11 protein-coding genes are annotated in these 13,782 nt (G+C 41.4%); 6 read left to right on the forward strand and 5 right to left on the reverse strand.

Going from position 1 to position 13,782, the window contains the following annotated elements:
• Positions 1-87 precede the first annotated feature (87 nt).
• The gene (locus MKY95_RS17020; RefSeq protein WP_235200813.1) at positions 88-792 is read left to right on the forward strand and encodes a hypothetical protein; all 705 of its coding nucleotides are present in this window, start codon (positions 88-90) and stop codon (positions 790-792) included.
• Positions 793-914: 122 nt separating this feature from the next.
• Here the strand turns inward: MKY95_RS17020 and MKY95_RS17025 are convergent, their stop codons facing one another.
• The 3 genes from MKY95_RS17025 to MKY95_RS17035 all read right to left on the reverse strand — a co-directional run bounded on the left by MKY95_RS17025 (position 915) and on the right by MKY95_RS17035 (position 3,844).
• Entirely contained in the window at positions 915-1,790 is an 876-nt protein-coding gene (locus MKY95_RS17025) for a HAMP domain-containing sensor histidine kinase (protein ID WP_339193490.1), read from the reverse strand.
• 406 nt (positions 1,791-2,196) lie between these two features.
• Entirely contained in the window at positions 2,197-2,895 is a 699-nt protein-coding gene (locus tag MKY95_RS17030; protein ID WP_036613934.1) for a response regulator transcription factor, read from the reverse strand.
• Entirely contained in the window at positions 2,882-3,844 is a 963-nt protein-coding gene (locus MKY95_RS17035) for a phosphatidylinositol-specific phospholipase C/glycerophosphodiester phosphodiesterase family protein (protein WP_339193493.1), read from the reverse strand. The genes MKY95_RS17030 and MKY95_RS17035 overlap by 14 nt, the downstream gene beginning before the upstream one ends.
• Positions 3,845-4,235: 391 nt before the next feature.
• Here MKY95_RS17035 and MKY95_RS17040 point away from each other — a divergent pair, with 391 nt between their 5' ends.
• The gene (locus MKY95_RS17040; protein WP_339193496.1) at positions 4,236-4,547 is read left to right on the forward strand and encodes a nuclear transport factor 2 family protein; all 312 of its coding nucleotides are present in this window, start codon (positions 4,236-4,238) and stop codon (positions 4,545-4,547) included.
• 295 nt (positions 4,548-4,842) lie between these two features.
• On the opposite strand, the gene MKY95_RS17045 is transcribed toward MKY95_RS17040, so the two are convergent.
• Positions 4,843-5,412 (reverse strand): TetR/AcrR family transcriptional regulator, encoded by a 570-nt coding sequence (locus tag MKY95_RS17045; RefSeq protein WP_076250577.1) that lies wholly within the window; start codon positions 5,410-5,412, stop codon positions 4,843-4,845.
• Positions 5,413-5,578: 166 nt separating this feature from the next.
• On the opposite strand from MKY95_RS17045, the gene MKY95_RS17050 reads away from it, so the two are divergent.
• From MKY95_RS17050 to MKY95_RS17060, 3 genes are all read left to right on the forward strand, one after another.
• On the forward strand, positions 5,579-7,084 hold the full coding sequence (locus MKY95_RS17050) for an FAD-dependent monooxygenase (RefSeq protein ID WP_339199991.1): 1,506 nt from the start codon (positions 5,579-5,581) through the stop codon (positions 7,082-7,084).
• Positions 7,085-7,507: 423 nt separating this feature from the next.
• The gene (gene ascB / locus MKY95_RS17055; protein ID WP_339193498.1) at positions 7,508-8,932 is read left to right on the forward strand and encodes a 6-phospho-beta-glucosidase; all 1,425 of its coding nucleotides are present in this window, start codon (positions 7,508-7,510) and stop codon (positions 8,930-8,932) included.
• 134 nt (positions 8,933-9,066) lie between these two features.
• Positions 9,067-10,239: an MFS transporter gene (locus MKY95_RS17060; RefSeq protein ID WP_339193500.1), complete on the forward strand. Its 1,173-nt coding sequence runs from the start codon at positions 9,067-9,069 to the stop codon at positions 10,237-10,239.
• 92 nt (positions 10,240-10,331) lie between these two features.
• Here the strand turns inward: MKY95_RS17060 and MKY95_RS17065 are convergent, their stop codons facing one another.
• Entirely contained in the window at positions 10,332-11,084 is a 753-nt protein-coding gene (locus MKY95_RS17065) for a MurR/RpiR family transcriptional regulator (protein WP_076250570.1), read from the reverse strand.
• A gap of 415 nt (positions 11,085-11,499) precedes the next feature.
• On the opposite strand from MKY95_RS17065, the gene MKY95_RS17070 reads away from it, so the two are divergent.
• Complete coding sequence (locus tag MKY95_RS17070; RefSeq protein WP_339193503.1) at positions 11,500-13,362, forward strand: beta-glucoside-specific PTS transporter subunit IIABC; 1,863 nt, start codon at positions 11,500-11,502, stop codon at positions 13,360-13,362.
• Positions 13,363-13,782 lie beyond the last annotated feature (420 nt).

A 13,782-nucleotide genomic window follows, 5' to 3' on the forward strand; every position in this document is an offset into this window, starting at 1 on the left:
AAGATTGGTACATTTCTGTTATGAGACTAACAAATGATTTATTTATAATCACTTCATAAGAACAAATCACACATTTATGGAGGGATCATGATGAAATTGATAAACAAAGCAACAGGTGTTATCGTACTAGGTGCTCTACTAACGGTGGCATTAGCGGGCTGTCAGTCCAATGATGCTACGCCCCCAGCAACCGGACAGAACACAGCGAATGAACAGAGCAAAGGCGAAGGAGCAACCAATTCTCCTGCGCCTGCTTCCGAAAGTTCGGAAGAAAAGGGTACTGAAGCTATTAAAGAAGGTTCGATGGAGAAGGAAGGTAATGTGGTGCTGAAGGAGCTTGCTTTTGTCTATAATGAGCACACCATTGCGATTTCGGATACAGCGAATGAAGATCAGATGGAACAGATGCTGGGCAAACCGGATAACCTGAAATCTCATACGTACAGTGCCGACGATGGAACCAACATGGATACGTTAATCGGTTTTACAGAAAAGGTCTATACGTATCCTGGTCTGGAGATTAAAACAATCAGTATACCAGAGGGAAAACAAGACTCCATCTTTCATATCGAAATTACAGATCCTAAGTACGCGACAGCGCGAAACATTAAAGCAGGAGATAGCCTGGATACACTCAAGAACGCCTACCCTGAGGGGAAACTGCTTGGTGATGGAGCCCCAGATGAAGAGGATGACTTCCGTTACGAACCATCCAATTATGTGGATGTAATGTCGTTTCATATCAAGGATGCCAAGGTGGAGAGCATTCAGATCTACAGCCTTCTGGACTAATATTTAGGAATCGATGTTGGTAAGCCATTCATACGATTCACCTTTAGTACCTGATAAAAATGAAAAGTTAACCCTCATACTCCTGAAAAGGAGCATTGAGGGTTAACGTAGTTTTAGGACTTTTAAATTAAGCGCTGCTTGGGCAAATGCAGAATAACGTTGAATTGATCACCATGAATTTCAATTTTGATCTCCCCGCCGTGCAGCTCAACGATACTTTTCACAATGGACAGCCCTAGGCCGGAGCCTTCTGTCTGGCGGGATTCATCTGCTCTTTTGAAACGCTCGAACAACTCTTCCGCAGCAAAATCAATCTCATAAGCAGCAGTATTTTGAATTTTGAATAGCACCAGATCATCAGACTCGTCCAAATAAATATAGATTCTGGTTCCCGGAAGCGAATATTTCTGCGCGTTGCCAATTAAATTTTCGAATACACGCCAAATTTTATTGCCGTCCAAATGTGCATGGATCGGGAATTTCGCAATCCTCTCCCGAATCACAGGCGACGCTTGTCCTATACTGGTGTTGGACTCGGCAATCGCCTGTGTCAACAATGTCGCGACATCGACGTACTCAATATCCAGCTCTACTGTACCGCTGGCCATCTTTGAGATTTCGAACAGGTCTTCAATCAACAGCTTCATCCGTAGCGCCTTCCGGTCCAGGGTTTCAATATAGGCTCGGGTGGTCTCTGTAGACAGATTTTCTTTTTTTAATAAATCAACATAGTTGATAATAGAAGTAAGTGGGGTCTTCAAATCATGTGATACGTTGGTAATCAGCTCTGTTTTTAACCGTTCGCTCTTCATTTGATTCTCCAGCGCGCTTTGATACCCAGCTTTCATATTGTTAATATAACCAGCAAGCTTGGATAGATCATCCTTGCCGGTATCCTGAATTGTGTTTTGAATATTTCCTTCGGCAATCTCTTTGCTCCCGTTGATAATGGCGATGAATCTTCTAAGCTTGGAAAGTATATATGGAACCAAGAACAACACGTAGAGCAACAAATAAAGTAGAAGCCACCCCTGTCCGTAATATGTGACTGCCTGCCAAATACAAATGCCGGCTATCGCGGTTAGCAAAAGCATCATGATGAGGCCAAACGTTAGTCTCCCGTTTTGTAAACTGGCTCTAAGACCGGTTCTCCAAATATGAAAGTAATCCATCAGCAGACTGCCATGCCAGAAGGAACGCCTACTATGGGGTGCCTTAAAATAAAGAAACAGTCTGCTTGCCAGCAGGCAAAGAATAATTAAGGCAAGCAGTGTCTGGATATAACTTGAAGTTGAATAGCTCAGACTCAACCCCGTGTATGAATACCTGTTTATGAGTACGAGGCTCCATAGAATCGCGGCGACAATGATGACAATAAGGTCGATTGGAACCTTCCGATCGGCTTTATTTTTTCTCGATTTTGTATCCAATTCCCCATACCACCTTTAAATATTTTGGGTCTTTGGGATTGATTTCAATTTTTTCACGAATGTTTCTCACATGTACGGCAACCGTATTCTCTGAAGTGAAGATCAGTTCATTCCACACGCGCTCATAAATCTCTTCGATTGAGAAAACTCTGCCCTTGTTCTCCATCAGCAGCTCCAAAATTTTGTATTCTTTCGGGGTCAATCTGACGTCCTCTCCATCTATCTCAACAGTCTTCGAGCTTTTGTTCAGCACGAGTCCTCTTACTTGAATGAGCTCATCCCCGTTTGACTGGAAGGAACCTAAATTCGTAAACCGGCGCAGCTGAGATCGGACTCTAGCGATCAGCTCTAGAGGATTGAACGGCTTCGTAATATAGTCATCAGCCCCAACGTTGAGTCCCAAAATCTTGTCGCTATCTTCTGACTTGGCGGAAAGCATAATGATCGGTATATTTTTGTTTTCACGAATTTTAAATGTCGTTTTAATTCCATCGAGCTGTGGCATCATGTTGTCCATGATAATAAGATGAATGGTTTCTTGTTCAAGAATTTCCAGCGCCTCCAATCCGTTAGAGGCAGTTAATACATCCACATCTTCGCTTTTCAAATAAATAACAAGCGCTTCTCGAATTTCCGGTTCATCGTCTACAACAAGAATGTTATTTATAGCCATTATTTCTCACCTTCATCACGATATTTCTTATATTTACTAATCCGGAACTCATGTATTCCGAAAATTCAACATGGCCTGGGGGAGCGTCTGCAAGCATCAGCTCCTCTGGTGATTTTTCCTGATCCGTGTAAAATCCATGCACCCCGAACCTGGACAGAATCTGCATAACCGGTCTGCTGTTGACGGTGTGAACATAGCTTTTTACCCCAAACTTATGTAGTGTTGGAACTAAATTGGGGTTTAGATACACACGGTATACAGGCATGGCGACCGCTGTCAGTTGTTTGTCCCTTACGAATTCTACAATACTTTCGGCGGAGGCGCCAGTTTTGTAAAGTGAATATATTTTGTTTGGAAAGGGGTGGATTCCCATAACCGTGTCATACATTTCCGGGCTGAAAATTTCAGGTATAATCCGGTTGAGCAGTGCAGGATCCGTACGTCGAACCTCATTGACTAGATGCGCAAACTGCTGCTGAATTTGCTCTTTGCTGCCTGCTTTCGTATCCACAATTAAGTCAAAATCAGGATATTGCTTCATCATCTGCAGTATGTCCGGCAGGGTAAGAGGGCGGAATCTTCCCATAATAAGCGAGTTTGCAAACTGAAGCTTTGTTACGTTTCGTCCGCGATGAGTGGCCAAATCCGGCTGTAGCTTCTGCGACCAATCATGTCTGGCTACAAGTTTCCCGTCCGTCGTCTGCACCAGATCAACCTCGAACAAACGGTACCCTCTATTGTAATTGGTTATAAACGCCTCATAAGAATTGGTGTAGCTAGCCCCGTTAACTCCACCAAATGCATGTGCAATAAGCCTATTTTCCTGCCAGCCGCTGGTGCCAAATGTTGAGTCCGGCTGATTCTGACCTGTCCTAACAAGCCCCCAGTTGAACCAGATCATTCCTGCCGTAATGACTATGAGTAAGGTTAACATTATCGTTTTCTTCATTCGTTGTGCTCCTTCGTTATCCCGATGTAAGACATACTACAGGACGCAAATGAAGAAGGAGTCGTATAAAAACGAAGGAATTTATGAAGTTTTTACATTTCACTACCAAACGAGATTTCTTCACTGAAGAGAAGACATTCACAGTCACAACTTTCCGCCTAGTCACGCCCACCGTATGCACTGTTCAATGACCCCGAATGAAATGAAATTGGTACTTCAGAGTTTAAGAAGAGTTTTGGTAATCAACAAGTATTAATTTTTAATTTGAAAAGGATAGATTTATGGCCTTACCGCTGGCAATACTACCAACTCTCTGAACACCGATGCAAACATCACGATGTTAAATAATTATTTTCGCTTGTTTGATGCATCTCGCACTGACGATCGGGCTATGAAGGACTTGTTATCCTTATTTACGGAGGATGTCGAAGTTATTTCGAACGGTAGCAGCCGAACAGGATTCGAAGTAGTTATTAAGACTATTTATGAATACAACAAAGACATTAAACATATGTGGGATGCATGGGTACTTCAGCCCGACGGCAGTTATCGAACTAACTGGGCAGTATGCGGTCAAGCAGTAGATGGCACGGTTTTCACCAAAGAAGGTATAGATATTATGCGTTTAAATGAAGAGGGAAAGATTATGTATATGAAGAACGTGCAGACGACTGAAGATGCTTACAATGAATATTTCTCGTAAGGGTAGTTGTTACTTAGGTCTTTGGTAAGAAAACAATTGCTGGTTTGCTACATAGTAACCCATGTTTTTGATCAGTAGGCATAATTTTATCGACTTATATTTTAGATTCACAGCATTTGTAGCCTTCAACCGAACTATCCTAAAACTAAAGAAACCGATGGAACTTTACATTTGTAAATGCCCATCGGTTTCTTTAGTTTTATTTTATCTCAACAATAAGATACCTTCTTATTCTGGTGAAAATAGGTCAGGCTGGATAACTTGGCTAGGTGTGTAGCGTAGAGTGAGCTTCATGCTAGTCTAACATGATTTTCTCGTTAACCATTTGATAGTAATACTCATCCATCTGTCCTGCCGTAACATCTTCTTCAAGATGATATATCCACCACGTGACAAGTAAACTAATGACCCCTGAATGATATTCGGCTAAGAGTTCTATGGGGGGTGAAAATGGTTTACCTCTTCTTTTTAGTTCCAGAAAATCTCTTCTGGATATATCTCCGATATAGTTTTTGAAAAAGTCAGTAAATCCCTTGTCATTCTTCTGGTTTTGAACAATCGGCTCCAGTAAATTCTCCAACATGAATCTAGATAGGCTTTGCAAGGGCTGCCGAAGCCGATCTTCTATACTCATTTGTAAATAATCCTGAAGAACCCACGTGAGGGTAGCGGACAACAGCGCAAATTTATCCTCAAAATGTTTGTAAAACGTTGTACGGTGAACCATCGCTTTATCACATATCTCATTAATCGTGATATTGCTGAATAGTTTGCCTTGCTCAGATAACAGATCTTTAAAGGCCGTAATTAACAATTTATGAGTCCGGGCAACTCTTAAATCAAGCTTTTTTTCAATGATTTTCATCTACACCACTTCCATATCGTAGTTTAACTATATACCAACGCTATATTGATTCTTACTATAAAAGAAATTTTAATTATATATTGGTATTATAAGTAATATTTTGATTGATCTACAAGTGTAGAATAAAATCTAATTTCTTAGAAAGGATGAATCTTCGGTGTCTGACATGAAAAAAGCTGTGGTGATCGGAGCAGGGATTGCTGGATTAATTACTGCAAGAATGTTAGCCGATTATTATGAGGAAGTATGTGTGATTGAGAGGGATGAATTCCCTTCGGAGCCAAATAACCGGCAGGGTGTACCTCAATCTTTTCATCCACACCGTGTACAACCACGCGGCGCGCTGATTATGGAACATTATTTCCCAGGTTACAATGACGAATTGATAGAATTGGGGGCCATCTCTTCACATGATGAGAAGCTTATAGTTACTAATCGATACGGTACATTAGTTAACAAGGAGGATCCTTCTTCATTCAAAATTGCATCGTGCAGCAGAGCTTTGCTGGAATGGGTGCTGCGCAAACGACTCCAGGACATTTCTCATGTAAGCATCTTAACCAGCTTGGAAGTTACCGGGCTAATGGTCTCTGAAGATCAGCACTCCATTACAGGAATTTACACAAAAGAAAGAAAAGGAGAGAAGCGAGAAGACCAACTTCCAGCGAATATGGTTATTGATGCCTCTGGTCGTTCCTCCAAATTGATCAGATGGCTTGATAAATTAGGGTTGAATGTGCCGGAGCCGGAGGTGCTGAAGGTATCTCTTGGTTACAGCACTCGTTATTACAAAATAAAATCCTCTATTCCAAATGAATTCGTGATGTCTGATTCAGATCCTGAGCAAGGTATTCGTGCAGGCATATTTACGCGCATTGAGGATGATATCGCTGGACTCATTCTTTTCAATGCTGGAGGAGATGAGTATCCGTCCACTCAGCCGGAAGAATTTCAAGATCAAATCAAGCATCTATTTGCTTCAGATAAAATTGTAAAGTTAATGGAGCAGTTAGAGCCATTGCAGGGGCCTAGGGGGTACCGTATTTCCGAGTCTGTTCGCCAGCATTTTGAACTCATGGAAGATTGGCCATCTGGATTACTCGTCCTTGGTGATGCATTTTGCAGCTTTGATCCTATTCATGGACAAGGTATCACCGTTGCTGCGATCGAAGCTGAGACTATAGGAAAGTCTTTGGAAGCACAGCGCTTGCATCCCGATCCGAAGTTTGAACAGAACGTATTGCTGCGTATGCAGCAGGCCATCGATCCGGCTTGGTGGCTTAGTTCCGTGGCTGACCTGCGTTGGAGAGGGGTAGAACATGGTGGGCCTTATGAACTGAAAGGAGTAGATTTTGCTCAGAAATATATCAACTTATTTACGAAGAAAGCGATGAAAAAAGCGGATCAGGAAAAAGATAACCATCTCTTTTTTATGCAATTCCTGATGAATGCTTTGATCCTTCCTCCAAGTGAATATTTCAAAGCGGATGTCCTGGACATGATTTTGAACGACAATGGTTCAGAAGAAGAAATGGAATTAAGAGCAGCGCTTCGTGTCCAGGATCTGGATTTGTACCAGCAAAAATTAGATGAGATCATTCCTTTATTCCAACTGGACTATGATGAAGAGATTAAGAAACTGCTGGAAACTCTTCAGCCTGCGATGAGCTAATAAAACAACTTAAAAGCTGTGTGTAGGGGTGAGTACAACCACCACAACTAATAGTCGAGAAACCCAGGTGATTCATAGACCTTGGGTTTCTTTCATGTTTGAATGAGGACGTACAATTGAATAACGAGGTGACGGTGCTCGCAAGTGAGGAGGCTGCACCCTGTTTGACCGGAGCCATTCCGCTTATTAAAAGTAAAGTTACCCTCGAGCTAGCATGCAGCAACCCTTTGAAACACTGTGTTACTTTTATGTTACAAATGTGAATCTGTGATACCTTGAACTAAATACGAAATAACATATATTTTATGAATTAATCTATGTAGCATAAGTTGTGCAAACAAATACATGATAAAAAACCGATAAAGCGGGATTCGTTTTTTATCCAGATCAGCTGAAGGTTTAAAAGAAAGGTGGGCTTACTAAATGAGTCAAACATTTCAATTTCCTAATGGTTTTTTGTGGGGCGGTTCCGTCTCTGCGAACCAAATTGAGGGTGCATATCTAGAGGACGGGAAAGGACTATCCATTTCGGATATCATGCCGCACGGCATTCAGACACCTCCAACAACAGAACCAACAGAGGAGAATATGAAGTTAATCGCAATTGACTTCTATCATCGATACAAGGAGGACATTAAACTCCTTGCCGAAATGGGTTTCAAAGTTTTCCGCACGTCTATCGCCTGGTCCAGAATCTTCCCCAAAGGGGATGAACTTGAGCCAAACGAAAAAGGCCTCCAATTTTACGACAACCTTTTTGACGAGTGCCGGAAATACGGAATTGAACCTCTAGTTACGATCTCTCATTATGAGACTCCTCTACATCTCGTTAGGGAATATGATGGCTGGACGAATCGAAAAATGATCGGTTTCTATGAACGGTATGTGCGAGCCATTTTCGACAGATATAAAGACAAAGTGAAGTATTGGCTTACATTTAACGAGATTAATTCTATTTTGGAACACCCGTTTGTGGGCGGCGGGATTAACACGCATGCGGATCAACTTAGCAAACAGGATCTGTACCAAGCGGTTCACCACGAGTTTGTTGCAAGTGCTCTGGCGGTTAAAATAGGGCATGAAATTAACCCTGATTTCAAAATTGGTTGTATGGTCATTGCTATGCCGATTTACCCATTGACTCCTGATCCTAATGATATGATCAAAGTGATGGAAGCTGATCATAAGAATACAGGTTTCACGGATGTCCATGTGCGTGGTTACTACCCAGGCTACATGAAACGTTATTTGAAAGATAACGGAATTACCATTCATTTTGAACCTGGCGACGAAGAAATATTGAAAAACACCGTTGACTTTATTTCCTTTAGCTATTATCAAAGTTGTTGTGAAACGGCTGATCCTGCCAAGCAAATTAAAGGAGAGGGAAACCTGATTGGGGGTGTTCCAAATCCGCTCTTGGGCGCGAGTGAATGGGGTTGGCAGATCGACCCCCAAGGCCTGAGGTACATCATGAATGCGATGTATGACCGTTATCAGAAACCATTATTCATCGTTGAAAATGGATTAGGAGCCGTAGATGAACTGATCACGGACGAGCATGGCCACAAAACAGTTATTGATGATTATCGCATCAATTATTTGAAGGAGCACTTGCTTCAAGTCGCTGAAGCCATCCAAGATGGTGTTGAATTAATGGGCTATGCAACATGGGGTTGTATTGACTTGGTTAGTGCAACAACTGCAGAAATGAAAAAACGGTACGGATTCATCTATGTGGATCGTCATGATGATGGTTCAGGAACATTGGAACGCTATCGTAAGAAGTCCTTCCACTGGTATAAGGATGTCATTCAAAGCAACGGGATCAGCTTGTTTCGTGAATAGCGACAGCTGCTGATGTTGGAAATACGTTTATTACAGATTAGCGTACAGGCCTACAGAATAAATTAAGAAAGGGCCGCCAGTCAGCGGCTCTTTCTTAGTTTAATATTGATATTTGAACGATTAGGGAGCAGAATATGAGAAAAAAAATGTTTTTAATAATTGCATTATTTGTTGCTACATTGAATTTGCGCCCAGCTATTAATTCTATATCTCCGCTGCTAGATACGATTCGGGAAGATCTGGGGATGAGCGCTGCACTAGCCAGTTTGCTAACTTCTATACCTGTACTGTGTATGGGCGTATTTTCACCTTTTGCCGTCAAAGCAAGTGGGAAATGGGGAATAGAACGAATTATTGGATATTCCCTGATTGTGGTGGGAATCGGAATAGCCACTCGGCTATTTACACAGTCTACGTTCGTTTTACTTTTATCTGCATTAATCGTAGGTATCGGGATCGCTTCGATTGGCCCGTTAACTTCAGGTTTTATTAAAAAATATTTTCCCGATCATGTTCCATCTATGATTGCACTCTATAGTATTGCAATCACTGTAGGGGCTGCGGTCAGTTCAATGGTATCCATTCCTTTAGAAGCATACTTCAATTCTTGGCAGATAGCAGTAGGAGGGTGGGCAGTAATTGCCTTTGTAGCAGCGATCATTTGGTGGATCATGGTGAAGCCGCGATCTGAATCTGCTCATGTGAGTGAACGAAAAGAACGTCCGCAAATTAAACTTCCCTGGGGAAATAGAAGCGCATGGACGCTTACGCTTTCATTTGGATTAATGGCTATGTTGTTTTATTCTTTTACAGCGTGGCTCCCGTTAATGATTCAGGAAATGGGGTATAGCAAATCCTATGCAACGCTTTGTCTGACCATATTTGTTGTCATCCAAATCCCAATTAGTTTTGTACTTCCTGTATTATTGAAGAACTTTCCTTCAAGAAGAGTATGGATGATTGGTGAATCTCTGTTCATGATTGTTGGTTTGATTTTATTGATGATGAATTTCATACCGATGGTTTCCGTTGTACTCTTTGGAGTTGGAGCAGGGGGCTTGTTCACTTTAAACCTGATGTTACCGATTGATTCTACAACCAATGTGAACGATGCAACTTCCTGGTCAGCGATGCAGCAATCTGCCGGGTATGTTATTGGAGCGATGGGTCCAATATTACTAGGTTGGATTCATGATGCTTCCAATAGTTTCACACCTGCTATGATTGGAATGATTGTGATCATCATTCTAATGATTATGACGCAAATTGCAGCAACACGAGGAAAAAAAGTAATGGAAAGCGTCTAACGTAGTCATCCCATAGAGAGTCATTAAGACTGAAAAGAGAGCCTAGAGGGCTCTCTTTCTGGTGCGTGTTTATAAAAAGATCGGGTTCTCTCTCATAGCTCTAATTCTGTATTTACCATTTCTTTGAAAACCTCTCGTCCCAGCCATTCTAAAAGGAACGCAACAGGAACCTGAGTGGTGATGTTAGTGGATTCATAATACTCTTCTTTTACATAATAAGGGATATTCACATCTGATATTTTAGCCATGGTGGATTGGCGATTGTTTGTTATCGCCACAATTTTATTTTGCTCCTGCTTGATCCGTTGGAGATAAGGTAGAACATATGGGTTTTCACCTCGCGTAGATAATGCAATCGTAACGCTGTCTTTTTGCATTTTGATATGAACAGGATAATGAGGATCTTTTATGTACACGGAGCATATCCCTAGATTTGAGAAAAATCGGGCTCCATACTCACCCATTATTCCGGAGCTCCCGATACCAATAAAAATGACGCTACTGGCTTTAGCAATTAATTTTGCTGCCGTTTGAATTTTTTCCTCCAATTCAGGAGATTGAGAACGTTCAAAAAACTCATACACAGCATGATGTGGACTTTTTAACTCCTGCTTCGTTAGTTTACCCTTTTGGGAAATGAGCATCTTAAGTTTTACTTTAAATTCCGAAAATCCCTCACATTGATTCTTTCTGCAAAATCGCATAATGGTGGCTGTAGATACATGAGTTTCATCGGCCAGCTCTCTAATCCGCATGTACGCCACTTTTTCCATGTTCTGAGAAATATAGTTATATAAAGATAATTCCAATTCATTATAGGATGAGATTTGTTCACTGGTGAACATGGATATGCACTCCCTTAGACCATAATAAAAATAATAGGTAACCTGCTTAGGCAGTATACATTACCTGTATTCAAAAAACAACACGTTACATTTTTGTTACAAAAATCATTTCGTGTCAAAGGAAACTAAACACTTAAACAATATATATTTTCTTCTCTGTTCTGAGTAACATGACGTTATAACATATGTTCCGCACTTCCATTATAACTGGCTAACGCGTCCATGGTCAGAGAACGAAGGTGGCAACGAATAAACCAACCTACCCTTAACTAGTTCCAGTTTCAAGCTTGTTGAGCTTCCTTAGTCTGCTTAAGAATGTCACAATAGCTGTCATATGAAAACATAATGAGTTTGTTTTGCCATCCTCAAAATTTTAGCTTTACTACCTTAATATACGTCGAAGGAGCCTTACATCATGGATAAACAACAATTGTCCAAAGATATTCTCAAACTGGTTGGTGGGGAAGAGAATATCGATCAAGTTACGCACTGTATGACTCGACTCAGATTCAATCTAAACGATAACAATCTAGCAGACAGAACGACGTTAAAAAACACACCTGGCGTTATGGGTGTAACGGAAAACGGTGGACAGTTTCAGGTGATTATTGGCAATGAAGTTTCCGAAGTGTACAAAGCACTAGTGAACAATATGAGCATGAAGCCTAACGGAGAGAGTGCTCCAAAAGGTGGAAAGAAACAAAGAAATCCGATCAGCGCATTATTTGATTTCATCTCGGGCATGTTCACGCCAATCCTGCCAGCAATTGCTGGCGCAGGTATGATCAAAGGGATCGTGTCCATTCTGGTGGCTCTTGGTTGGATGACGAATACAAGTTCAACCTATATCATTTTGTCTGCGGTTGGCGATGGCGCATTCTACTTCCTGCCCATTATTCTGGCCATTAGTGCTGCGAAGAAAATGGGGAGCAATGTTTATGTAGGTGCTGCACTAGCGGCTGGTCTCATGCATCCAACCATTACAGCGTTGCTTCAAGAGGGTAATACTTCGTTTGCAGGCATTACGGTTATTGCCACATCCTATGCATCATCGGTTATTCCCATCGTCATTGCAATCTGGATCGCTGCTTACGTGGAGAGAGCGATTGACCGCATCACTCATTCTTCACTGAAACTGATTGTTGTACCAACTGTTACGTTACTCATCATGGTACCACTAACCTTGATCGCGATCGGGCCACTGGGTGGCATTATTGGAAACGGTTTATCTGGGGGTATCAGATGGTTATTTGATAACGTATCCATTTTGGCAAGTATCTTGATTGGTGGCACAATGTCTGTGCTGATTATTACAGGCATGCATTATGCACTGTTGCCGCTTGCAGTTGGTTCGATTGCAACACTTGGTTACGATTTTATCGTTCCGTTAATGTTCGCAGCTAATATGGCCCAGGGTGGTGCTGCATTTGGTGTGGGCTTCAAGTCTAAAAACACCCAAACCAAATCACTTTCATATTCTACAGGACTGACCGCTCTTATGGGAATTACGGAGCCTGCCATGTACGGAATTAACATGAAATTCAAAAAACCATTTATTGCAGCGCTCATTGGGGGCGCAGTCGCTGGGGCGTTTCTGGGAACCTTTTCTGTTAAAGCCTATTTCATTAGCACTGTAGGTCTTCCGGGAGCTGCCTCATATGTCGGTCCAGACATTAGCAACCTGCTCTTTGCACTGATTGCTGCTTTAATTGCATTCGTTGTAGCTAGCGTAATTACTTATTTTCTGGGCTTCCAGGAAGAGGCAGCTGCACCATCAGCAATATCCACAACTACACCTGTAGTAACTGAAGACACTAAATTACAGGATCAACAAATATTCAGCCCCATGAATGGGGAAGTTAAGCCACTTAGCCTAGTGCCAGATCCTGCTTTTTCAGAAGAAATGATGGGTAAAGGATTTGCCATTCAACCTGCTGAAGGACGTGCAGTATCTCCGGTTAACGGCACAGTAATATCTGTGTCCAAGAGTGGACATGCTATTGGTCTCGTAAGTGATCTTGGCGCAGAGATGCTGATTCACATCGGTATTGATACTGTAAAGCTGAAAGGCCAATATTTCTCACCAAAGGTACAGGCAGGAGCTAAAGTATCCGTAGGCGATCTATTGATGGAATTTGACCGTGAAGAGATCGAAAAAGCGGGTTACAATATGATTACGCCAGTCATTATTACGAACATGTTTCAATATACCGATGTGCAATCGGCTGGGCGTACCACAATTCATGAAAAAGAATTGATGTACACAGTCAAAGCCTAATTTGATGTTATTAATAGCGGCAGTGATTCCAAGTTATCTCTGGAACGCTGCCGTTTTTAATAAAACACTGCGTTACTTTTGAGTAACAAATGTGATCTCATGTTAATTCAAACTAAAATGCCAGAATGTATATATTTATTTGAATAATAAAAGTAACATAAGTTTTGCAAAACAAAATTTATTACAGACGGATAAGTAGGATTACTCTGAATATGGAGAAATCTCTTACGGAGTTAACACTGAAAGGTGGAACACACAAATGAGTCTAACCATTCGATTAGCGGATGTTTTAATGTGGGAAGGTCTTTAGCTACTAATTCAATAGAAGGGTCTTATATAGAAAATGGTTTTGTCCCAGATGAGTGAATGTAGAATATTTATTTTAGTGAATAGTTAATTAATCTATTTTTCTAGAAATAC

The sequence above is a fragment of the Paenibacillus sp. FSL P4-0176 genome (assembly GCF_037975265.1).
GTDB classification, from domain to species: domain Bacteria; phylum Bacillota; class Bacilli; order Paenibacillales; family Paenibacillaceae; genus Paenibacillus; species Paenibacillus amylolyticus.

What these genes read in the sequence shown, in the direction of transcription:
- MKY95_RS17020 (WP_235200813.1), top strand. Translation starts at nt 88, where the DNA reads ATGATGAAATTGATAAACAAAGCAACAGGTGTTATCGTACTAGGTGCT.
- MKY95_RS17030 (WP_036613934.1), bottom strand. Translation starts at nt 2,895, where the DNA reads ATGGCTATAAATAACATTCTTGTTGTAGACGATGAACCGGAAATTCGA.
- MKY95_RS17035 (WP_339193493.1), bottom strand. Translation starts at nt 3,844, where the DNA reads ATGAAGAAAACGATAATGTTAACCTTACTCATAGTCATTACGGCAGGA.
- MKY95_RS17040 (WP_339193496.1), top strand. Translation starts at nt 4,236, where the DNA reads ATGAAGGACTTGTTATCCTTATTTACGGAGGATGTCGAAGTTATTTCG.
- MKY95_RS17045 (WP_076250577.1), bottom strand. Translation starts at nt 5,412, where the DNA reads ATGAAAATCATTGAAAAAAAGCTTGATTTAAGAGTTGCCCGGACTCAT.
- MKY95_RS17050 (WP_339199991.1), top strand. Translation starts at nt 5,579, where the DNA reads ATGAAAAAAGCTGTGGTGATCGGAGCAGGGATTGCTGGATTAATTACT.
- ascB (WP_339193498.1), top strand. Translation starts at nt 7,508, where the DNA reads ATGAGTCAAACATTTCAATTTCCTAATGGTTTTTTGTGGGGCGGTTCC.
- MKY95_RS17060 (WP_339193500.1), top strand. Translation starts at nt 9,067, where the DNA reads ATGAGAAAAAAAATGTTTTTAATAATTGCATTATTTGTTGCTACATTG.
- MKY95_RS17065 (WP_076250570.1), bottom strand. Translation starts at nt 11,084, where the DNA reads ATGTTCACCAGTGAACAAATCTCATCCTATAATGAATTGGAATTATCT.
- MKY95_RS17070 (WP_339193503.1), top strand. Translation starts at nt 11,500, where the DNA reads ATGGATAAACAACAATTGTCCAAAGATATTCTCAAACTGGTTGGTGGG.